We start from the raw sequence: 23,112 nt of genomic DNA, 5'->3' as shown, positions 1-23,112 counted from the left end.
AAATTAATATTAGTGCTTGCGCCCTACACCATTTCGTACCATGTCTTGCCCTGTTTGGAATACGTCTTCTGTAATCATGCGTGCTAAAAGTAGCTGTTGATTATCGTCAAACACAGCAACAAAACGGCTGCCATCTTTGTTATTAGTAGCCATGCCAACACCGGCAACACCTTTAAGTCCAAAACCACCGTTTTCGACATCTATTAAAAAGCTTTCTAGTTCAGCCAAAGTATCAATTACGTCACTTTCATTATTCATTTTAAACTCTTTTATTAATGCCCCACACTGACTGAAGCTTTTAAATCATTATGGTAACTATTTTATAGAGTGCGGCTAAAAATTTAAACCCTTTGTTTAGTACAGGTTTTAATATTTTGGGTGTAAATAGTGGGATTGCTATAATTTATGCAGTTTTATTTATATTGAGTAAAGTAAAATCGCTTTAGTAATTATTCTAATCAAAATAGTTAATCCCATTTCCTAATACAAACCTCAGCGTTAAAAAGGCAATAAGCGCTGTTACACTTATTGCCTTTAATTAAATTTAACTATTTTTTTGTTCTATATTCATTCTTTAATTCAGCGTTGAGTTTAAGAATGAACAGTCGTTATCTCCGATTTTTTGTAAAACGTCCTTTATTGTCGCTTTAACTTTTTCATACTTTGATGACTCAACAAAACCAATCGAAAATGTTTGTGGCGTACTAAGGTATTTATTTTTATTACTCCGCCCAAAACCAAATACGGTCATGTCTGGCCTGCTTACATAATTATCTGGATGGTTATCATCTTCATGGTGTAAAAGGTAAAGCATACGTGGGCTTTGTTCATCACCAAAGGCTATCCATTCTGGTGATGGTAAATCACTTAAAAATGGCTCATTAATTAAGTTTTTATTGTTATTGAGTGCTGAATACCAAAAGTCGGTATCGTCCATTTTACCAAAGGGCACACCTTCATATTGAACCCAATATTTATAACCTGCACTTACTTTACTCATAGTAAAGTCTAAGCGCTCTGGGTAAAAGTCCCATTGCCCTTCCCACTTTTTATTTGCTGAGGTGAAAGTAATACGAACATGTTGCGCAGTATTAATATCAATTACTGACGTTGATAAATCTGTACCTGCATTTAGAGCATGAAAATAATTTCCATCCTGTTTATGAATTGCATTTGGAAATCCACGATACTCCCCTTTATGCCCAGACCCTTTTGCATTATGAAAACCAATCCAATCAATTCCATCACTATCTAACAAACTTGATAAACCACCGCCTTGTTTTTCTAGGTAATAAGTCGCGTTAGCTGTTTTAATAATATAGCTGGGTACATCACCGGCTGAGCTATCAATACCATGAGTAAGTAAAACCGTTTGTTTTTGTAAAACCTGTTGATTTTCAGTAGTGCAGCCATAAACAAAAAACATTAAACCTGATAATAAAACCAACCATTTTATTTTTATTAATATTGCTAATCTCATATACATCCCTTCAAAACTTATATTGCCAGTGTTTTCAGTGTTATTATTTTTATAAAAGCGCCACATTAGTAATGAATATATGTAGCGCCAATAAAGTTAATAATTACATTAAAGTTGTGCTGTAATTTGTGTTGGCTTTGCGCTTTTTTTCAATAAAAACCCCGTGCTTAAAATAATTAATGCACAACAAACAAAAATTAAGCGCCCCCATAACGGATTAGGTATTAAAGCCATAAAAATAATACCGCACCCCATGTATATCACCATAGATCCCAGTTTATTACGTTGTTGGCGGTCATAATCATCTTGCTCGTTATCAGCAATTACTGGCGTTTCTAAATCTTTAAAGAAGTCATCTGTTTGCTCTTTGTATTTATCGTTTTCTTCTTTATAAAACAATGAAGTTAAACAGAAGAAACCGGCTGTTATTACTAAGTGAGCGCCTATGGTCAATATTAAATTCATGTCTGTTGCTTCTCTTGATGTAAATTCGTCTATACCAATAAAGCGCGAAAAAACATCAGGTGTTAAAACGCTCATTACCAACCAAGATACAAACAAGCCAATTAATACAGTTACCCACGGAGCCCAAGACGGTGTTTTCTTAATGAATAAACCAAATATTAATGGGATAAGAATAGGCACTTGAATCATTACTGAAAAAGACATCATTAAATCAAACAAACTAAGCTCTTTTAATGACTTGAAAAACAATGCCATTACAATAACTAGTAAGCCGCTGATAAAACTTAATATTTTACCCATTTTAAGTAAATGTGCGTCATCAACTATTCTATTGCGTTTGGCTAAAAATGGTTGATAAATACTACGGATAAAAATACCTGAATTTTTATTAAGTGCTGAATCCATTGACGACATAGAGGCCGCAAATAAAGCAGCAAGTAATAAGCCAACGGTACCAATAGGCATCGCGTTTCTTGCAAAAACCAAGTACACAGCATCCGATGCTTTATTACCAAGTTCTGCATAAGCTAATGCCGCATCGGGGTATAAAATGGCTGACGCCCAAGGAGGAATAAACCAAATAATGCTACCAACACCCATTAATACCATGGCAAGTAGTGATGCTTTTCGTGCATTATCAGAATCTTTAGCGTTTAAAAAACGAAATGAATCATTTAAATTCATAATGGTTATGAGTTGCTTAGCAAGAAAAAATACAAAGGTGCCGACTAATAGCAAACCATAGTTCATATCTGGTCCCATAATAAAATCAGACGGGAACTTAGTAACCAACTCAACAGGTCCACCTACCATTACAAGCGCGACAATTGCACACGCAATAGATACCACTGCAACCACTAATGTTTGTACAAAGTCGGAAGCAACGACCCCCCAAGCACCCGACAATACTGAAATAAACAATACAGCTAGGCCAGTAACAATAATCGTAACGTTAATATCTGCTTCAAACACGGCGCTTGTAAATACACCTAAAGCATTTAACCAAATACCCGCGTTTAAAAAGCTAAATACAATTAAGGCGCATGAAAAAAACAATTCATTTTGACTGCCAAAACGGCGCTTAATTCCCTCTGTTGGTGTATCTACACGCATTTGACGAAAGCGGTAAGAAAAATATGCCCAACCGCAAAAGTAGGCAAAGGTATTTGCAAAAAACACAAGGCTTACAGCAAAGCCATCGGTAAAGGCTTTACCTGCTGCACCTGTAAAAGTCCATGCAGAAAATTGTGACATGAAGGCAGTTGAACCCACCATCCACCACAACATTCTACCGCCACCACGAAAGTAGTCACTCGTTGATTTAGCTGCCATTTTTTTGAAGGTAAAACCAATACCTACAACTAAAAGGAAATAACCAACTATTACCGCGTAATCATAGATCATGTTATTACCCTTTGATTAAAGTTTACTTACATCTACCCAGTAATCATTTTTACGAATTAAATCGATGAGTTGCTGATATTGGCTGCCTTCTTTGAAAGTTTGATAAGGCGCTACGTCTTCACCTTTAATATCATTAACTAGCTCGCGAATAAGGTAACGCCAGTTACGCTCTGTATCGCCTTCAACATCAGGTACATCTGCAGCAATATCGGCAGGTAATGCTTGCTCTAGCCATTCTTTATGGTCACCACCATTGTTTTCACCATATAAATAAAGCGGACCCGCACCGTAATGACCTTTAATATAAATAGCGCCTTTACTACCATAAAAAACGATATGATCTTCGTTAAAACGAGGGTGTAAACCACCATGTTTAAACATCACAGAAACCGGTTTTTTAGCAAATTCGCTTTCTAATTGAGCTAGCACGTTATATGACCATTCAACGTTAGATTCGCCCCATTTTAATGATGGATCATTAATATCTTGCGGAATAAAGTCGCGGCGAGTTTTAAAGTTATGAACGCCTTCAACAATCGGTGCTTTGCCTAGGTCGTCACGTACTTCCCCCATAATTGATAATATTTTTTCACCGACAACAGAGGTAACAATCGACATCATATGAGTAAAGTTATTATTTAAACGCCCCCCACCATCTTCTCGACGATGCGACCAACCAAATGGAATATCGCGCTCTAAATTAAAGTGGGATATACATTCAACTTCTAATGGCTCACCAATTGCGCCAGCGGCAACTAAACGTTTAGCATGAAGTATTTCTGGCATGTATCTAAAGCTTGAAGCGAAGGCTGTTTTCACCCCTTTTTCTACCGCTAATGTGTATAATTCTTTTGACGTACTGCCATCTGCAGTCAGTGGTTTATCTGAAAAAACATGACATCCAAAAGCAATCGCTTGTTTTATCGGATCAACATGCGCGCCACCTGGTGTAGCAATAGATACAACATCAGGTTTGCAGTCCTCCAGTGCCTTTTGCCAATCAGTTCCTGAGTAAGAAATTGCCATATCTTTGGCAACTTGTTGCACAACACTTTGTGTTCTTCCTACTATTCCTACTATTTCTGCACCAGCATATCTAAAAGCTTCAGCGTGACCTTGACCTGCGAATCCTGTTCCATGTATTAATACTTTTACTTTGTTACTCATGTCTTAATCCTAATTCTTTTAAATTATTTATTGTTACAACCATTATTTTTATGCGCTACCAGTTCCAAAGAGTACCGTCTTCTAAACGGCTAATAGGCAAATACGAACGTTTGTATGGGTACTGTGCTGCGGCTTCTTCATCAAATTCAACACCTAAGCCGGGTGCTTCGCTCATCATGCCCATGCCATTTTCAATAGTGAAGTTGTGCTTAAATATGCGATTTAACGCTTCGTTACCAAAGCCAACAAATTCTTGAATACCAAAATTAGGCGCCCAAATATTTAAATGCATGTGCGCGGCAAAACACACAGGTGACAAATCAGGCGCGCCATGTGGTGCAGTTTTAACATTGTAAACACTGGCAAAATCGGTGATTCTTTTAAGTGCAGTGATGCCACCAGCATGAGTTGCAGCGACACGAATATAGTCAATTAACTGATTTTGAATAAGATCTTTGCAATCCCAAATAGTATTGTAGGTTTCACCAATAGCTAAAGGAGTGGTAGTGTGATGGCGAATAATTTTGTAGCTGTCTTGGTTTTCTGCAATAGCTGCATCTTCAAGAAATAATAAGTTGTATGGCTCTAATAATTTACCTAGCTTTGCAGCTTCAATGGGAGTTAAACGACTATGAACATCATGCGTAAAATGTACTTCGTAACCAAAGCGTTCACGCGCTTTTTTGAATAGCTCAACAATTGAGTTAAAGTATTTAGCGGTTGACCACTCTTCTTCTGGGGGTAACGGACGGCTACCTTGTAATTCAAAGTAATCTTTTTTATCACCTAGTACACCATAAGTTACTTTTAAGCCTGGGATGGCTGACTGTAAACGAATCGCTTTAAAACCACTTTCAATATGCTCTTGTGCTTTATCTAATGTATCGTCAATATTTTCACCGTTAGCGTGTGCGTAAAACGTAACTCCTTTGCGGCTTTTACCACCTAATAATTGATACACAGGTAAATTAGCAACTTTGCCTTTAATGTCCCAAAGCGCCATGTCTATTGCAGCAATAGCTGCCATTGTAATTGGGCCTTTTCGCCAATAAACACCTTTATAAAAGTATTGCCAAATATCTTCAATTTCTTGCGGATCACGACCAATCAAACAAGGAGCAACGTGTTCTTCTAAATAAGCAACTACGGCCATTTCTCGACCATTTACTGTTGCATCACCCAAACCATAAGTACCTTCGTCGGTGATTACCTTAACCGTTACGAAGTTTCTTCCGGGGCTACACACAAATACTTTTATTTCTTTAATTTTCATTGGTTTTCCTTGTATAGGTTACCAATCTTAAGGGTAACTAAATCGGTTTACTAAGCAATTATCTTACTGTTGTAAAATGACTTGGTCAACTAAATTTCTACAACCGAGCAAACCACAAACTAGATCTGTAACAACTCTCCCCGATAAAAATATAAATACTGATTGGCATAAAAACATAACAAAATAATTTCAAAACCTTGTAGCGTTTCGGATCTTCTTTAAGGCTTTTATATGACAAAGGTCTAATCGTTAGAATGTTGACATTTGGTTAATACATGTTAAATTCCCTCAAGTAAATCGGTTTAGTAAAACGATTTGTTTGTGGTTTTACGCTTATAAACGATTTATTTAAATAAACACTAAATACAACATCACGTAGTAAAAGAGGAATTTATGAAAAATAAATTAAATAAAATAAGCTCTGTACTGCAAAACCGCAGATCACACACAATGCTTTATAGTGCGGCTTTGGCCACATTATTAGCGACCCCATCTGCTTCAGCACAAGAAGCTCAATCAACACAAAATGCCCCTGAATTAGAAGTAATAGAAGTTAGTGGGATCCGGGGGTCACTCTCCAGCGCCCTTTTAGAAAAACGCGATTCTAATAATCTTGTTGAAGTAATTAAAGCCGTTGATATTGGTAAGTTACCAGATCAAAACTTAGCTGAAGTGCTTGAAAATGTAACAGGAATACAAATCACCCGAACAGCAGGAGTAGGAACCGGTGTACAAATTCGCGGCACCAACGCTAATAGAACAGAAATAAATGGCGTTTCGACTGTAGGCTCAGGTACTGGTCGAAGTGGTATAAACTTTGAAGATGTTTCTGCAGGTATCATTGCCGAAGTTGAAGTGACTAAAGCTTCCGAGGCAAAAACGATTGAAGGCTCTGTAGGTGGAACAATTAATTTAAAAACTATCCGCCCTCTTCAATTAAGTGACACATTAGCAACTTTAAGAGTACAAGGTGAAAATAGTAGCCTGTCAGATGATAGTGGTTTAAAACCTAGAATATCAGGTACTTTTGGAGATAATTGGTACACTGACTTAGGTACTTTTGGTGTTGTTATCAGTGCCAACTATGCAGAGCAAGAAGCAACAGCATTTCGCCCCAGATCTGATCGAGACAACTCAGTAGCATCAAATAGCGGTGCTAATAGCGCTCAAGAATTCGATTTTTTGCCTATACAATTTTTTGTTCAAGATTATGATAATTACGAATCTGAAACTATCAATATAGCCTCTTCTATAGAGTGGGCACCAAATGACAATACCAAATTATATTTTGATGCTGTTATTAACGATCAAGAACGCAGAGAAGAAAGCTCAAGAGTACAAGCCTCTGGTGTGAGCGATCTGATTAGCGAGTCAATTCCTACTGAATTTGAAAATGTTAATTTTGGCGTAATAGACGGCCAAAATCTAGGTTCTATTCAAGCTGCTGTTAAAGGGGTAATTCCGGTTGAAGATGGCGGTGCCGATCCAAATCTTCGTTTTTCTGGTGATACAAACTCACGTTTAACCAGAAGCGAAATATTTAGAATTGGTGGCGAGTGGCAAGGCGATAACCTTAAAATAAATATAGAAGCCTCGTCGTCAAAATCAGATACAACTACGCCTAGCTTTAACTCGACTCTTAATTTTATTAATCCAAATGTTGCATCTAATGCATCGAATGAGAATGGCACACCTTTTCAATATGATCTGACAGGCGGTTCGCTCGCATTTGGCATAGCATCAGGTGAAGCAAATGCACCAACAAGCGCTCAATTACTTGACCCAAGCAATACTGTATTACGTGATGTGGAAATAGGTAAAAGCACGGCTAAAAATCGTGAAGATGCATTTCGTACAGATTTTAGCTATTACTTCGACTCAATTATAACCTCAGTCGATTTTGGTTACCGTTATAGTAAAACATCAAGCGTGCAAGATACTGTTATTAGCAGTATTGGTTTAAGAAACATGTCTGACAGCCCATCTGGGGATCTATTTTCGGAGCTTTTAATTGCGGGTCCCACTAACTTTAACGACGCTGATGGAAGAGAATTATTTGTCCGCGATTACCTACAACTTAATCCAGAAATTGTTGCTAATGATCAAGATAATGCTTTAGCTATATTACAAAGCGCTATCGATACCATTGGTGGCTCTATTGCGCTCAATGCACCAACATCAAGCTCTGACGGATTTTTTGATATTGAAGAAAAAACAAATGCGCTTTATGTGCAAGCTAATTTTGAATACCATATGTTTCGAGGCAATTTTGGTGCACGTTACCTCAAAACTGACGTTAAATCTGTCGGTAATTCAACCACTACAGATGCCAATGGCAATAACTTAGTTTCACAAATAACCACAACTGGTGACTATGACTTCCTATTACCAAGAGTAAACCTAAGCGTAGATTTAACTGACGATATAGTTATACGTTCGGGCTGGGGTAAAGATATTCGACGTCCTGATTTTGACGATCTATCGACCTCATTCACATTTGATACCAGCCCAAACCCAGCTGTGGCTATCGGTAATCCAAATTTAGTACCTGAGGAAGTTACTTCATTTGATCTTTCTGCAGAATGGTATTTTGCCCAAGCGAGTGTATTAAGTGTCGGTATATTCCATAAAAAGCGTAGTAACCTTCATGTTAGCCAACAAGAAGACCCTAGTGAAGACTCTACTACTGGGTATCGTGATTTAACAGATCCATGTGAAGCGGGTGGTATTTTTAACCCTATTGCAGATATAAATGTATTTGGACCTGATATTGGCGTAGGTGTATGTGTTCCCTTTGCGACCACTATAAACGATACAGGTGAAACCACGCAAAAAGGTATAGAAATAGCCGTTCAATATGACCTTGCAGGGTTTGAGGACGATTTAGGCTGGGCTTCTGGGTTTGGTATTATTGCTAACTATACTAAGCAAGAGTTCTCAGGTGGTGAAGCATTTGATACAGCAACTAGTCGTGCAAATGATATTTTTGCTTTAACCACAGGTATTGAAGGTATAAACGTTACCCGTGTGCAAGGGCTTACTGATTTATCTGAAAATGCTTACAACTTCACTCTTTACTACGAAAAATATGGTCTTTCAGCGAGAGCTCGCTACACATGGCGCGAAGCATATCGGTCAGAAGACTTTGGTAGCACAACAAGCTTCCCGTGGGGGTTTCCTGTTGTACAAGAGGACCGAGGACAACTTAATGCCAGCATTAGTTACGATATTAACGAGCAATTTAATGTGGGTATTGAAGCTGTAAATCTTACTGAATCAGATATAACACAATCATGCGTTAATGAAGGCGGATTACTTTGTTATCAAGGTTTAACAGAGCGTCGTATTACTTTAGGAGCCAGTTACCGGTTTTAATACAACACTGTAAAACTTTAAGCTCTGTGGTATTAGCAATACATACCACAGAGTTTTATAACGATAAAATCCGTACCTCACTAAACGTAAATCCCCTTTAAAACACCTCCAACATTACTATTATCAACTCTCTGTTTATGTTGTTTGTAAGCGGCTCATATAGGCTTTTTTGTAGCGGTAAAACGGAATTATTTTGAGGAGTTCTTCGATGGGGATCATTGCAAAAGCCCAAAAAATAGAGACTTTAAAGTACAAAACTAATAATGCGCAAATTGGCAGCGATATGCTCCATTGCGTTATAAAATGAATTTTAAGAACTAAATTACTATTGCCCAATGCTCGAAGGATATTACCCGCAACGGTATTATACGCTCGAATAACAGGCAAAATAATATACAGAGGCATAATGACCATTAATGCTATTTTCGTTTCAGGGTCAATATCTGGATAAACGAATTCAATGCACTGACTAAGCACAAAAAACAACCCTGCAATAATCACCGACAACGCCATTCCTACTTGTGTACAACGAGTAATAAATAACGTCAGATTATCGGTTTTGTTTTGTCCCAAAGCCTGGCTTATACTAATTGCCGATGCTTGAGCCCAAGCATTAGGAAATTGCGTGCCAGCACGCACCCAAGGAAAAATCAGAGTAATAGCAACAAATGAGAAAAGATCGAGCTGAGCAAACAACAACTGATAAACCGTTGCCCCAACTGAGAGAACAAAAAAATTGGCTGCAATAGGATATATTTCACGGTATTGCCCTTTAATTTCTGTCCAAAAATATTTGTGCTTAGGGTATGTTAAATCAATTTTTTCATCCGTTTTTAAAGCAAAATAAAAAAATATCGCTCTTAATAAAACCGCAATCAAACTACCCCAAGCAGCACCCTCAACACCAAGCCCTTCATGTGCTGCAAACCCATTTATTAAAAAATAGCTGAGGACTGCATTAACCGGTAACTCAATCATAAAACCTTTTAGCGGCACCTTTGAATCGCCTTTACCATTACAAAAAGCGGTACAAACTTGAGTATATGCAGTTACCACTACAATATATTTGGTAATTGATATGTACTTATCTGCCAGCTGCGCTAAATCACTGTCGTCAGTGATTGCAGCCACCAGCTCAGTGCTCCAAAAGGTTAAAATAAAGAAAAAGATTAATGAAGTAGAAACATTGATTAATAAACCAGACCAATAAGCAATTGCTAAATCGACCTTATTTTTAGATCCAAAAGCCCTGCCTACGAGTAATTGAATACCATTACCAATGGCAATCTCAAGCCCCAGTACAAATGCCACTATAGTCGTTGCAATACCCATAGCTGCAACGGGCAGCTCTCCTAGTGGCGCAACTAGCAATGTGTCAATCATCAACATCGACTGAACTAACAATGCATTAAAAGCGAGTGGCCACGCTAATGCAAAGTTACGCCAAATATACGCACTGGGATTCATTGAGAAATTACCTTTATCAAAATAACTTCCAAAAAAGCTAAATAATTATGAGAAAGAGGATAAGTTGTTAGTAGATTTACTGATTAATACATTGCCTATAATCTATATTACCCCCTTGTTACTCCGTTATTATACTCGCCGTGAACGACTAACAAAGGGGTTTAAAGCCGACCAGCCAGATCAACTAAAATAATAACGATTATTTTTACTGAATTGCTTTTATGATAACCGATAGAAATACATGTACCTGCCCTATTCAAAAAGGCAGGCATAAAACAAATACTTGTTAACCTGAACTCTGGTTAAGAGATTTACCAACGTATTGAATTATAATTGATATTTAAATTTATTATCCAGAGTTCAGGTTTGTTAGACTTAATCGATAGTTTGTAATTTGCTATCGACCCATCCATCCGCCATCAACCAATAAAGTAGTGCCATTTACATAACTTGCAGCCTCTGACGCTAAAAATACAGCGGGTCCTTTAAAGTCTTCAGGGTTACCCCAACGACCTTGTGGAATACGTGCCAAAATAGATGCTGAGCGTTCAGGGTCTTCTCGAAGTGCCTGAGTATTGTCAGTATTAATATACCCAGGTGCAATAGCATTTACATTCACACCTTGCCCCGCCCACTCATTAGATAAAGCCATAACTAACTGCCCTATCGCACCTTTACTCGCAGCATACCCAGGGACAGTAACGCCCCCTTGAAAAGTTAATAATGATGCAGTGAAAATAATTTTACCTGCGCCACGTTCAACCATTTCCTTACCAATTTCGCGACTAAGGATAAACTGAGAATTTAAATTAACATCAATTACTTTATCCCATATTTCATCGCTGTGCTCTGTTGCTGGTGCGCGTAAAATAGTGCCTGCATTGTTTATTAAAATATCAATTTTAGGAAAGTCAGCTTTAACCTCTTTAATAAACGAGTAAAGTGCATCGCGTTCAGAAAAATCGCATTGATAGCCTTTGAAATTGCGCCCTAGTGCGGTTACTTCTTTTTCAACGTCGGAATCTTGTAACTCCAAGCTGGCCGAAACCCCAATAATATCGGCTCCGGCCTCTGCAAGCCCCAATGCAATTGCTTTACCAATCCCGCGCTTGCAACCTGTAACGAGAGCCGTTTTGCCTACTAGACTAAATTTTTCTAACATTATTACTTTCTCCTAATCGTTATTTATAGCGATTAACTATCCATAAATCTAAAGTACTGCCTTTGCTATAAATATTTAACAAACACCATCGTAATATGTTGTTTTAACAACATTACCTGCCTTGTCTTTTAATATAGACACCCATTTAGATTTTGATTGAATATCCTTGTAAGCTATTTTATTTTCATTAGAGAAAATAAACGTTTCAATATGATCGTTCGAAGTCACTTCAACACCAATAAAACTATCGCCTTTAATAGGCTTAGCTAAAATCTCGCTGCTCGAATCGCTTTGAATTGCATCTTTAGGCTGAAGCACATTGAGGAAATAACTATTTTTATTTTTTTCAGGATTCTCAATTAATAATGTTTTTAAACTAATTCGACGAATATCATCTGGTCGTTGCGGCGTCATTATTTCTTCAACTAGGGTTTCGTCAACGTTAGTTAAGCGGATTTGTGGAAATACAGTAAATACGTTAAGTGCACCAGCCCCATTTATAATTTCAAACTGGTCTTGGCTTACTTGATTTGCATACCTTTCTGAGTGCATTCGCCATGTATATATGTGTTCTAGCTCACTTTCTAGCTCATCTAAAAAGATAAAATAACCACATTCACTATTAATAATATGTCGGGCATTACGTGTTAGTTTCATCTCTGGGTAATACATTTTACTCGATTCGCCAACAACATAGGTATAGCCATTATCATTAGAAAACGCTTCTATTTTTGCTATCGCCTCCTCAGGTACGTCTCTCCATACGTTATGAATACCTTTGCAATTTAAATCAAATAACTGTGGGTCACTTAAATCACCTTCCTCCCATATTTTTTCTCCAACGCAACCTGTCCCGTCAACCGTAATTAAATTATGTACCTCAGCTTTAGATGTTCGATTGTAGCCCTCATCAATAGCTAAAGACGCTCCATTATGAATTAATATAAAATGATTAAAATCAACATGATAATGAGTTAAGCTGCGTGTTTTCCAATCATTTTCTTTATCTAATTTCCAGCTTAGCTCCCATTGTTTATGTCCCCCTGCTGGGCTTGATTTAAAAGAAAGATGCGTTGCATCAGTATCCCAACTAGAGCGCATAACAACGAGACCAAGATCAGGAAAGTACTTAGTTAAAGGCAGGCTTTGAGGTGACTTTTGCTCTATTTTTGGATTAAACCAAATTAGCTCCAAAAAGGCTTCAGGTAAAATACCAGGGAAAATTTTGCTCTGATAAGCTTCTCTGAACAAGAACTTGGTTCGTACCATTTCACCTAGCCATTGCGCCTGCTCATTATTATATTCTGATGCTATTTTGTAATAGGCTGAAATAGAGTGAGAGCTTCTTCTATCATGCACATCTGCAAAGTTAATGTTTTCTTCCCAATTAGGTGCTGATTGATAAATACGATAATCAAATGAGTTTTTTAAAAAGCCTGCTTCAAAGTAATTTGGTCCACCATCTTCACGAATATAATCAGCAGCAGAAAGGAAAAAGTTAATTGCGTACCTCCAATAGCCGGTGCCTTCGTAGTTAGATCCATCCTCTGGCAGGTATTCAAATACTTTTTCGAAGTTATCTTTTATTTCATCAATCCATACCTGCGCCCCAGAGTGTTCAGAGCGGATTGCATAAGCTGTGGTTAATAAACCTGAATAATTAATCCAGTTATGATTTTGCCAATAATTAGTAGACCAACAATGACCTAGATTGTCTTGACCGTAGTCAAAAATTTTATTGCCCTGCAAAATCAATTTATTAAGAAATTTACTACGCTCTTCATCTGTTAAGTGATCTTTTAACCAATCATAAGACAGCCCCAAACCGTACAGCAACCACGATGCACTTAAATCTACATCAACTAAAAAACCATAGCCCCATACATCGTAATCAACCGCTGTAAAAATCCAACGCTTAGCTTCTTGCAAATAATGGTCTTGTTCTGTTAATAAATAAGCCAAACTTAAGTTTGCAGCAGCCATTCCTATATAAGTAATACTCGTATGGGGATGCTCTGTTGATAAAACTTCATCTTCATACGAACGACATTGCTCTAACAGTCGAGTTAAATGTTCTTTACGACACGTTTTTAGATCTGCTTTTAATACGTCAAGCTGGTCGTTAATAAGTAAGTAATTCATTGTTAAATCCTGTGATCAAAAGTGATAATAAGTAACTTTTTGAGGAAATAATCCTCATCATTTTATTTGTGATGCCACACCTTTGGTTGTAACAACGGGCTCTTTACCCGCTCTAAGCATTAATATACTGATTACTCCAATTATCACTGCCAGTACCAGAATAACTATTCTGCCCTCTAGTGGGTTTGGAATAATTAACATCAACGCTATAAAACCGGCTACCGCAATACCAAAGCGCCCAATTGCTGTTAGCTGGCTCAAATCATTGCCTTCACCAATTTCTTTTTCAAAATCGATAGGCGTTTTCATTTTAGTAAAAAACGTATCAACCATTTGACGATGAGCAGAATTTTGACTTGGTGCAAAAAGTGTCGATATTAAAAACCCAAATGTTCCAGAGCCTAAAACGCCGAAAAACTGCTGTTGAAAATTCCATTCAAAACCATCGCTGTATGCCTGTGAAAAACCAAGGTAACTAAGTGGTACTTCAAAAAACGCTAGGCTAGAAAAAATTAACGCGCACCCTATAGAAAACAAGGCTGCCCACCACGGCGTTTGTCGAATAAACATACCTAAAAGCAAAGGAATTGTAATTGGCATAGAAAGTAAGGTGCCTACTTGCAACATGATTTCAAATATTCCTGAACCATCTTGTTGAGCAAAATAAAGTGCTAATAAAACAATTAAAAAACCCATTACCCACGTTAAAGTACGTCCATAATTTAATAGCTCAGACTCTCCTTTAGCTTTCCAACGTAATCGGCGTGAGATTTTGGGATAAATATCTTTGATTAATATGGCAACATTAGTGTTGAGTCCTGTATCCATAGAGCTCATTGTTGCAGCTAGAATCGCAACAACAATTAACCCCACAAGCCCTACAGGTAATAAGCTAATACTTGCAACCGCATAACTCGCCTCTGCAGGTTTAGCGATGTCGAAAGCCATAACCAAATCAGGATATAAAAGCCGAGCGGTAATGGGTGGTAAAAACCAGATAAAACTCCCCAGCAGCATTAACACGGAGCACAGCAAAGCTGCTTTTTTGGCTTCTCGCCCGTCTTTTACAGAAAAATAACGCGGTGCCGCATTCATAGAATTAAATACGATAAATTGTTTTGCCATCATCGCGCTGGCCCAGCCCCATGTATAAGCTCCACCAAAGAGTGTGGCTGAGTTGATCATGCTGTATTCTTCGGTTAAACCTTTTTCTTCAATTTTAACAAATAAGTTATCTACCCCTCCAAGCGCATCTAAACAAAGGTAGGCAACAATTAAAGTAAGTGGCACCAATATCAAACCTTGTAAGAAATCAGTAGCCATAACAGCCCAACGTCCGCCAGTTGCAGAGTAAAGAAGCACAACAACACCACATACAACAATGACGTAATTAATATCGTAGCCAAAAACGGCTGAACAAAATATTCCTAAACCGTAAAGTGCCATAGCCGAATATAAAATACGGATGGGTACTTCATAATATGCGTAAAAATCACGAGTTTTCTCCCCAAAACGACCCGCAATTGCTTCTGGAAAGGTGGTTACTCTCATTTGGCGCAACCAAGGTCCCATAAATAAATAGTTAACGAAAAAACCAAGCACATTACCAAAAAAGATAAACATAGCCGAAAATCCAGACTCGTACGCAATGCCAGCAGCACCGGTGAAAGTCCACGCACTAAAAGCACTCATAAAAGCGCTACTACCAACTAGCCACCATGTCCCTTTACTGCCCCCTTTAAAATAGTCATCCGTATTGCTCGAAAACTTTTTAAAAACAAGACCGACTATAATAATCAGTAAAAGGTATCCAACGATCACTAGATATTCAACATTCGAAATTTCCACTTTTTCTGCCTTATAGTTATGTTTAATTTAATTGACAATGGAAAGTAAACCCATTTACTAAATCGGTTTAGTTGATTAAATTATCATAATATTGCAGAATGTCAACATTCAAGTATTTAGACTTTCGTAGAAAATATACATGCAAAAAACAGTAAGATTGATCGATGTTGCAGACCTTGCCGGCGTTTCAAAAAGTACAGTATCTCAATACCTTAATGGTCGTTTTGATTACATGTCAGAAAAAACAAAAGAACGCATAAAGTTGGCTATAGAAGAACTTGATTATGTACCAAACCCTATTGCCCGCAGTTTAAAAATGAATAAAACGAAAACAATAGGCGTAATTGTAAGGGACATTACGGGCTTTTATACAAGCCGCACAATTAGAGGGATTGACGACTATTGTAAAAAAAATGACTACAACGTATTAATATACAATACGGATGTCGATCCGCAGATTGAAGCTAAGTCTTTAGATACATTGTACCAATTACGTGTAGACGGAATTATCATTGCTTCATCAGGTCAAAATACAAAATTAATTGATAAATACATTAATAACGGCTTACCTATTATTCATTTTCAGCTAGAACATGATGGCAACGAAAAAAATATAATTGTTTCCGATTATAGAAAAGCAGCATTTGAAGCAACTGAATATTTAATTGAATTAGGGCATAAACGTATTTGTTTTCTTACTCAAGATTTTCAAAGTATGAAATCAAGACAAGATCGTTATTTAGGCTATGTAGATGCTTTAGAAAAATACAAAATTCCTGTTGATGAACAATTAGTTCAATATTGGGATCGTAAGTTAGGTTTTCAGCAAACGCCTAAAAGCATGCTTGAAGCGACTAACCCACCAACCGTATTTTTTACACAGCATTTGCCTATTACTACGGAGCTATTAACTGCTTTTAATAACGAGAATATCTCAATACCTGACGATGTTTCATTATTAGCTTTTGACGAATTGCCTATGGCAGAGTATTTAAAAGTACCTATTACAGTAATAACTCAAAACCCTTATGAAGTAGGTAGAGAAGCAGCAAAGCTATTACTTGATAACATTAACGACAATGAAACGCCGCCTCAAAAAATTATTATTCCTTGTTCTTTTATTAAAAGAGACTCGTGTAAAAGTATAGCGAGCTGACTTGGATTGTCGTTAGGAGATTCATGCTTATCTTGGATTTAAGTTAACGAGTGGTACCCGCTTGGGGTTTATATTTAACCTGACCCCCGATTAAGAGATTTTAGTGAGAACAAGGCAAATTACGTATCAATGCAAGTAACTTCAGCACGGTTAGCGCTAAAAAAGCGCCTTGAGGTAAATTTATTATCTTGTACTCAGATTACTTATTTAAAGCTAGAGATTATTTAAATGCAGCGTAAGGTTTATAACCTAACGCTGCAAATAAAAAATCTATTTGTTAAGTACTTTAGCGTTATCAAAGCTCTAATAGGCTGAAGTACTTAAAATCCAAAGCTCAGTAAATACTAAAACGTACTTACTGCTAAATCTAAATTACTCACCGCACACCCAAACTCTCTTACATTTACACGATAATAGTCAGTGTTCTTGGTTGCAGTAAGGCTAATTATAAACTCGTCTTGCTGTGCAACTACGCTCTGCTCTTGGCTTAAACACATAGCTTGAGTGAGTGAACGAAGTTTTGAATTAGTTAAAATTGTTCCAAAGCGTTGCACTGGTAATGGTGGTATTTTAATACTCGGGAGGGCTTGGTTAATGGTTCGTTGGCTTAGCGTATACTCGTTATTTGTAATATCGATTACGCTACCTGCAGGCCAATACGAGTAACTGTATTTTTTACTACTCGTTTTAGTTTTACCTTCAGTTTTTCCCTCATTATTAGATGTTAAATGCACTACACCACTTTTACCTATTACGGTCATTAAATTACCGCCAGGGGATTTAATAACAACCAAAGCAGTATTTTCATCTATACCAAAGCCATTTTGCTTTACTGAATTATCAGCATTAGTTTTACTAAGCAAAGATGCGAGTCTAAACGTGCGATTTTGCTCACTAAACTCTGTATCAAGTACACCGTAATTAAAACTTCCTAGCCCACCTGCAAGATTGTATACAAGGCGCTCAGTATCAGTTACCTCACTATCAACGTTCGCTTTATCTATTTTTGGTTTAATCATGCCATCGCGAAGTGCTATAAGGCTTTTGCCACCGGTGATCATAGCCACTGTGTTTTTAGAATTTGAGCTTTCATTATCATCAATAATATTACCGCCGCTTTGTATAGCAGTGCCCGCGCCCATACTTACAATAACAGGACGTGATTGCAGCGCTTTAGTCCATGGATAAGGTTTATTATTTTGATCAAATAAAACGCTACGCATCAAATCAGCATCACCGTCGTTAAACATAACTCCTGTTGTGTTTTTTATAAGAGAAACAAGTGCATCGCTTCCATTTTTACAAAGAGTAAGTTCTGCTTGGGTTAAATCGGGATAAATAGCATCTCGATTATATACATTCATTAAAGTGTTTCTAAGTGCAGGCAAGTTGTCGCACGAATTGCTGGTAATTGCTTTTGCAAGCGCAGGCGTTAATGCTAACCACTGCGTATTTATGTTAGGTAATGATAGTTGTGCTTGTACTAAATCGGCTGCAGCGTAAGGGTCGCGACTCGCCGCCGTAATAACCATCATGGTTGGGGCTTTGCTATTTACTTTTAAACTGCCAGATACAAATTGCAGAATATTATTTGTCGCAGTTTCATTATTAAATTCATTGTTTGCTTGTGCTTTTATACGTTCATTATTTTTATTCAGCAAAGGGGTTTCTAACATATCAAATATAAAGTTGTATTCTTGATTTGAAAGGTTTTCGAGTTGCTGGTTATTTATATCGCGCCAAAGCCATAATAAATCAGTTTTTGATATGTTTTTTGATTGTTTAAATTGTATTGCTTTAAGTGTTGTTAGTACCTCAGCTTTTGTTTCATTATTAGTGGGCCAATGCTGCATTATGTTTTTAATTTGAGGGTCATTAACCGTATATAAATTATGTAGCTTCCCTTTTAAAATGGACCCTTCTTGGCAGTTTTCAGGATTTACACTAGCGCATGTTTTAAGTTCTGAACCTACTAAAACCAAAGTTTGGCTTTGCTCTTGAGCAACTGCACTTATTGAAAAACTAGTACTAAGCAATGCAACTAACGCACTCAATAATTTAGGTTTTTGATCACGTAAAAATCCACATATCATAATGTTAACTCTAATAAAAAATGAAACTAATAACGAATAGTTTAACAGCTAGCTACTTTAGCCTAAATATATATTTATACATGCTAAATAATTTATAGAGTTATATATGTTTGAGTAAAGTCACTGGAAAAATTCATATTAAAATCTACACTTAATTTAAAATAGATTAGAACTTTACTATTCAATGCTAAAAATTATTATTTTTGTGTTATTACTTTTACCTACTTCGACCTGGGCTGATAATAATAAAATTATTATTGCTGCAGAAGACGCTTGGGCACCTTTTGCTAACCCAAATGGCACTGGAATGGCGCATGAAATTATAACTGCGGCATTCGCTACACAGAATGTTGATGTTGAGTTTCATGTGTTTCCGTATGCGCGTGTACTTCACTACCTAGATACAGGAACTTACATTGCGGGCTTTAATGTTCCAATAGATAAAATTACAGAACAAAAATACCTACTTGGCAGCACACCACTATACGAAGCCTATTCTGCGTACTATTACAATACGGATAAACCGTTAATAGCAGTTGATAGAGAAACCTTTAGTGGTGAATCTGTAGGTGTTGTTCGTGGGTTTGGTTATGGGCAACATCATATCGATTTAGTTTCTGAGCAATATATATACGCCCAGCCAACAAGCTCCGATGAAGTTAATGTAAAACGTTTAATACTGGGAAGATTAGATAGTGCTTTAATATTTGTTAAAGTGGCTAATTTACTAAAAAGACAACATAAACTCCCTGACGAAATTGAATTAGCTTTTATCAATGAAGGCACTGATATTTATTTGGCATTTTCGAAATTGCACCCTCAAAGTCAACACTACCAGGTAATATTTGAAAAAGGCTTATTTGCTATCATAGCTAACGGCGAAAGAGAGCGTATAACGTCTAGTTATTAATTAAACCCTAATTTAATTAATAATAGCCCCCCTCCCTCTGTATTACTTTTTATCTAAACAATACCCAAGCAACACCCAAGCAACACCTAAACAACACCTAAACAACACCTAAACAACAGCAAAACATATTTAAACAATGTGTTTATTGACCATAAGCTTTGTTTGAACTACGGTTGCGTTTTATTGTAGCAAAGGTGAAATATGGATTTTTCAACCGACGAACTCGACTTTTTCTCTGAATTATTTAAACCAGAGCAAAAGGCACTTTCTGCTCATAATCATATATTGACGATGCAAAGCAATGTGCCTGCAAGTATTGCCCATCTATTGAGTAATGCCAATTTAACATTGTTGGCAGAAGTGGCGCATTACCAACTTTGGTTTCCACTTCATTTAAAAATTGACACATCTGGAGTAATTAATCCAACTTTAAGTGCACCCGAAGTTATAGATACCAAGGGTACTCAACGTAGTTGGCGTTGGAGTCAGTTAAATATTAAAAGCCAAGGATTTTGTATTGAATCAATATCAAGCACTGGGATATTTTTAAAGCCTTTAGCTAAAAATAAGCGCTTAAGTAGAGTAAAGCATATGCAATTTACTTTACCAAACGAAGAATGTATATCGATGGATATTGAGCCTATAAGGCAAAGTAGTGATGGAATAGCAGCAAAGATCACGCGTATCCATGCTGGTAAAGAACAATTAAGAACTTACCTCTTTGAAGAACATAAACGCCAATTTGCTAACTTATATAACCACGGACACTTGGTTGATAAAACAAGCTAGATCATAAATATAAGCTTACGATTCAATCGCTTCATCAATTAAAAATCTCAATCCATACCTTTTAACATGATCGCGATAAGCATCTGCTGCCATTGGTTTTGCAAAGTAAAATCCTTGAAATTCTTTACAGCCCATTTGCGTCATTATTTCTACTTGATCTTGAGTTTCTACGCCCTCGGCTACACATTTTATATCAAGCTCTTCGCACATAACATGTATTGCTTTTACTAAGCTTTGTTGACGAGCAGAATTAGTTACTTGGCTTATTAAAGAGCGATCTAACTTGAGCTTATTAATTGGGTAATCAGCAAGGCGCGCAATATTAGAGTACCCTACCCCAAAGTCATCTACCGAAATTGTAAAACCCCACGACTGTAGTGTTTGCATAAGATTTAGTGAGTGAGCTTGGTTAGCCTCAAGAGAGGTTTCGGTAAGTTCTAGTTCTATTTGATGAGGTTTCACATCAAAATCGGCTAAATGCTTTACAAGTTTTGACATGAAATCGGTTTGACTAAAATCAATCAACGATATGTTTATTGCCACCGGTACATTAGGTATACCGGCTTTGTTCCAATCGGCAATTTGAGCACATACTTTTTGAATAATTAGGTCGGTTAATCGACTAACCATCCTGTACTCTTCTGCAATAGGAATAAAAACTACCGGCGATACATTACCAAGTATTGGGCTATTCCAACGCGCCAATGCCTCAAGACCTATACATTCGCCACCTGAGTTAACTTTAGGTTGATAATATACCGACAGAGCATTTTGCTGTAGGGCTTCGTCTAATAACATTGAAATTTCGTGTTTTTCTATAAAAGCTTGTGATTGTTTCTCGTTATAACCACTAAGAGGAATATTACAATTTGCAAGTTTAAGAGCTTCGCATGCATTACTGAGTACTATTGCACTGTTTTTTCCATCATCTAGGTATTTTGCAAAGCCAAATAAAAACGATTGCTGGCACTTAATACCAAGCACATTGTATGTTTTATCTAATGTGCTTTTAATTTGCGTTAACAGTTTATTCTGCAACTCACTTTGCAAATCAGCGCTAATAATAAAGGCAAGCTTTCCTGCACCTATATACGCGCATAAAAGCGGACCTTCTGTCATTGTTTTCAAACGTTTGTAAGCATTAATAAGTAATGTTTGGGAATCGGCTTTAGTCAGCTTTAAGTCTAAGTATTCATTATTTGCGCTTTGTGTAACAACGATATAAAAATCTTTTTGATATTTAGCGCTTAACTTATCGCATTGTATTTCAAAATATTCTCGATTTGGTAATTTTGTTTGTGAATCTCTAAAACGTAAACGTTTATTTTCTTGCTCCATCATCGATAAGTTTTGTTTAATGAGTTGCTCTTGCGTGCAATCATAAAAGTCATACACTCGGTAATTTGCACTCATAACGTACTGATAATTAGCTTGTAAATAATTCCCTTTATATTTCACAATCTGATTTTGAGTGTTTGGCTTATTATAATCAAGTGAAGGAAGTAAGCTTGATAGCTTTATATTTTTATCTTTAATGTTATTTTTAATAGCAAACATCTCGATAGCTTGCTGATTCAAATCACTAATAACGAAATTTTCATCAACAATTATTTTTGCTTTATTTGACTCAGTGAAAAGAGTTCTATATAGCTCATTTTTATCTTTAAGGTGGGTATTAGCTGTCATTATTGTTTTGTTTAAACGCTTAGCGGCAACAATTGTGCGCGCAACGGCAAGCGGGATACAAATATTGAAAAATAAAAATATTAATCCCGTAATGTATAAGTTTGCATCCGGTAATTGCTGTGCTATCCCCGTAACATCAGACAAATCTATATTTTTAGTAATCATATAAAAAGGGATTATATTTAAAACAGCATAGCTAAGCGCTGTTTTATAGCCCAACAGCATCAACGAAATAATGGGGCAAGAATACATAAACATAGAGCCTACTTTAGCGAGCTCTAAATCAGTTAAAAATAAGTTCATTGCGACACTAGCGGCAACAATTGCCACTAATAATGCATGAGCACTAAACACATAAAACCGTTTGCTTGCTATGAGCAAAATTAATACACTTACAAAAAAGCTAATTGTGAGTGCGACTACATAAATTAAGTTTAATTCGATAGCGCTTGAGTAAGTGTGACATGCGATCCCAAAACACAGCAGCATTACTAAAGTAAGTGTTATACGCAGTGCACTTATTCGCCAATTAGCTATTTGCCCGTAAGGCACGAGTTGATCATTTAATAAAAAAAAGTTACTTAAATAGTGCATAACAAACAATAATGGGGACAGATTGCGCAATTAAACCCCTATAGTGCAATTAAATCAATAAAATCAATGTAACCGAACTATTAACGCGACATTAACGGGTG

General features: G+C 36.8%; 15 protein-coding genes. 4 read left to right on the top strand and 11 right to left on the bottom strand.

The genetic code is table 11. The annotated features are described in order from the left end of the window. Nucleotides 1-9: 9 nt before the first annotated feature. From I6F65_RS13125 to manD, 5 genes are all read right to left on the bottom strand, one after another. On the bottom strand, nt 10-258 hold the full coding sequence (locus tag I6F65_RS13125; protein ID WP_024612933.1) for a hypothetical protein: 249 nt from the start codon (nt 256-258) through the stop codon (nt 10-12). A gap of 316 nt (nt 259-574) precedes the next feature. After that, nucleotides 575-1,426, bottom strand: a complete 852-nt coding sequence (locus tag I6F65_RS13120; RefSeq protein WP_231613179.1) for a hypothetical protein — start codon at nt 1,424-1,426, stop codon at nt 575-577. A gap of 162 nt (nt 1,427-1,588) precedes the next feature. Continuing rightward, on the bottom strand, nt 1,589-3,349 hold the full coding sequence (locus I6F65_RS13115) for a transporter (protein WP_024611046.1): 1,761 nt from the start codon (nt 3,347-3,349) through the stop codon (nt 1,589-1,591). Between the two features lie 15 nt (nt 3,350-3,364). Continuing rightward, nucleotides 3,365-4,516 (bottom strand): Gfo/Idh/MocA family protein, encoded by a 1,152-nt coding sequence (locus tag I6F65_RS13110; RefSeq protein ID WP_197113250.1) that lies wholly within the window; start codon nt 4,514-4,516, stop codon nt 3,365-3,367. Between the two features lie 55 nt (nt 4,517-4,571). Beyond that, nucleotides 4,572-5,789 (bottom strand): D-mannonate dehydratase ManD, encoded by a 1,218-nt coding sequence (gene manD / locus I6F65_RS13105; protein WP_024611048.1) that lies wholly within the window; start codon nt 5,787-5,789, stop codon nt 4,572-4,574. Between the two features lie 450 nt (nt 5,790-6,239). On the opposite strand from manD, the gene I6F65_RS13100 reads away from it, so the two are divergent. After that, nucleotides 6,240-9,164: a TonB-dependent receptor gene (locus tag I6F65_RS13100; RefSeq protein WP_231613178.1), complete on the top strand. Its 2,925-nt coding sequence runs from the start codon at nt 6,240-6,242 to the stop codon at nt 9,162-9,164. A 135-nt stretch (nt 9,165-9,299) separates the two neighbouring features. Here the strand turns inward: I6F65_RS13100 and I6F65_RS13095 are convergent, their stop codons facing one another. The 4 genes from I6F65_RS13095 to I6F65_RS13080 form a co-directional block, all read right to left on the bottom strand. Beyond that, on the bottom strand, nt 9,300-10,631 hold the full coding sequence (locus I6F65_RS13095) for an MATE family efflux transporter (RefSeq protein ID WP_197113247.1): 1,332 nt from the start codon (nt 10,629-10,631) through the stop codon (nt 9,300-9,302). Between the two features lie 397 nt (nt 10,632-11,028). Then, on the bottom strand, nt 11,029-11,793 hold the full coding sequence (locus tag I6F65_RS13090) for a 2,5-didehydro-3-deoxy-L-galactonate 5-reductase (protein WP_197113244.1): 765 nt from the start codon (nt 11,791-11,793) through the stop codon (nt 11,029-11,031). Nucleotides 11,794-11,868: 75 nt separating this feature from the next. Next, complete coding sequence (locus I6F65_RS13085) at nt 11,869-13,935, bottom strand: DUF4962 domain-containing protein (protein ID WP_197113241.1); 2,067 nt, start codon at nt 13,933-13,935, stop codon at nt 11,869-11,871. 57 nt (nt 13,936-13,992) lie between these two features. Next, nucleotides 13,993-15,783 carry a hypothetical protein gene (locus I6F65_RS13080; RefSeq protein ID WP_197113238.1) on the bottom strand — a complete coding sequence of 597 codons (1,791 nt, stop codon included), beginning with the start codon at nt 15,781-15,783 and terminating at the stop codon, nt 13,993-13,995. A gap of 139 nt (nt 15,784-15,922) precedes the next feature. Between I6F65_RS13080 and I6F65_RS13075 the strand changes: the two genes are divergently transcribed. After that, nucleotides 15,923-16,939: a LacI family DNA-binding transcriptional regulator gene (locus I6F65_RS13075; RefSeq protein ID WP_197113235.1), complete on the top strand. Its 1,017-nt coding sequence runs from the start codon at nt 15,923-15,925 to the stop codon at nt 16,937-16,939. Between the two features lie 344 nt (nt 16,940-17,283). Here the strand turns inward: I6F65_RS13075 and I6F65_RS13070 are convergent, their stop codons facing one another. Next, nucleotides 17,284-19,032, bottom strand: coding sequence for a cyanophycinase (locus I6F65_RS13070; RefSeq protein WP_197113232.1), 1,749 nt, complete (start codon nt 19,030-19,032; stop codon nt 17,284-17,286). 184 nt (nt 19,033-19,216) lie between these two features. Here I6F65_RS13070 and I6F65_RS13065 point away from each other — a divergent pair, with 184 nt between their 5' ends. Both I6F65_RS13065 and I6F65_RS13060 read left to right on the top strand, forming a co-directional pair. After that, complete coding sequence (locus I6F65_RS13065) at nt 19,217-19,942, top strand: ABC transporter substrate-binding protein (protein WP_197113228.1); 726 nt, start codon at nt 19,217-19,219, stop codon at nt 19,940-19,942. Between the two features lie 201 nt (nt 19,943-20,143). Continuing rightward, nucleotides 20,144-20,731, top strand: coding sequence for a hypothetical protein (locus I6F65_RS13060; RefSeq protein ID WP_024609824.1), 588 nt, complete (start codon nt 20,144-20,146; stop codon nt 20,729-20,731). A gap of 15 nt (nt 20,732-20,746) precedes the next feature. On the opposite strand, the gene I6F65_RS13055 is transcribed toward I6F65_RS13060, so the two are convergent. Then, entirely contained in the window at nt 20,747-23,011 is a 2,265-nt protein-coding gene (locus I6F65_RS13055; protein ID WP_197113263.1) for a GGDEF domain-containing phosphodiesterase, read from the bottom strand. Nucleotides 23,012-23,112 lie beyond the last annotated feature (101 nt).

It is taken from the genome of Pseudoalteromonas sp. SWXJZ94C (assembly GCF_015864385.1).
Lineage (GTDB): Bacteria > Pseudomonadota > Gammaproteobacteria > Enterobacterales > Alteromonadaceae > Pseudoalteromonas.
This window is presented reverse-complemented; position numbering and strand designations above follow the sequence as displayed.

Coding starts and splice junctions, on each gene's coding strand:
- I6F65_RS13055 (WP_197113263.1), bottom strand. CDS start 23,011: ATGCACTATTTAAGTAACTTTTTTTTATTAAATGATCAACTCGTGCCT.
- I6F65_RS13090 (WP_197113244.1), bottom strand. CDS start 11,793: ATGTTAGAAAAATTTAGTCTAGTAGGCAAAACGGCTCTCGTTACAGGT.
- I6F65_RS13070 (WP_197113232.1), bottom strand. CDS start 19,032: ATGATATGTGGATTTTTACGTGATCAAAAACCTAAATTATTGAGTGCG.
- manD (WP_024611048.1), bottom strand. CDS start 5,789: ATGAAAATTAAAGAAATAAAAGTATTTGTGTGTAGCCCCGGAAGAAAC.
- I6F65_RS13110 (WP_197113250.1), bottom strand. CDS start 4,516: ATGAGTAACAAAGTAAAAGTATTAATACATGGAACAGGATTCGCAGGT.
- I6F65_RS13125 (WP_024612933.1), bottom strand. CDS start 258: ATGAATAATGAAAGTGACGTAATTGATACTTTGGCTGAACTAGAAAGC.
- I6F65_RS13085 (WP_197113241.1), bottom strand. CDS start 13,935: ATGAATTACTTACTTATTAACGACCAGCTTGACGTATTAAAAGCAGAT.
- I6F65_RS13065 (WP_197113228.1), top strand. CDS start 19,217: ATGCTAAAAATTATTATTTTTGTGTTATTACTTTTACCTACTTCGACC.
- I6F65_RS13100 (WP_231613178.1), top strand. CDS start 6,240: ATGCTTTATAGTGCGGCTTTGGCCACATTATTAGCGACCCCATCTGCT.
- I6F65_RS13115 (WP_024611046.1), bottom strand. CDS start 3,349: ATGATCTATGATTACGCGGTAATAGTTGGTTATTTCCTTTTAGTTGTA.
- I6F65_RS13060 (WP_024609824.1), top strand. CDS start 20,144: ATGGATTTTTCAACCGACGAACTCGACTTTTTCTCTGAATTATTTAAA.
- I6F65_RS13075 (WP_197113235.1), top strand. CDS start 15,923: ATGCAAAAAACAGTAAGATTGATCGATGTTGCAGACCTTGCCGGCGTT.
- I6F65_RS13095 (WP_197113247.1), bottom strand. CDS start 10,631: ATGAATCCCAGTGCGTATATTTGGCGTAACTTTGCATTAGCGTGGCCA.
- I6F65_RS13120 (WP_231613179.1), bottom strand. CDS start 1,426: ATGTTTTTTGTTTATGGCTGCACTACTGAAAATCAACAGGTTTTACAA.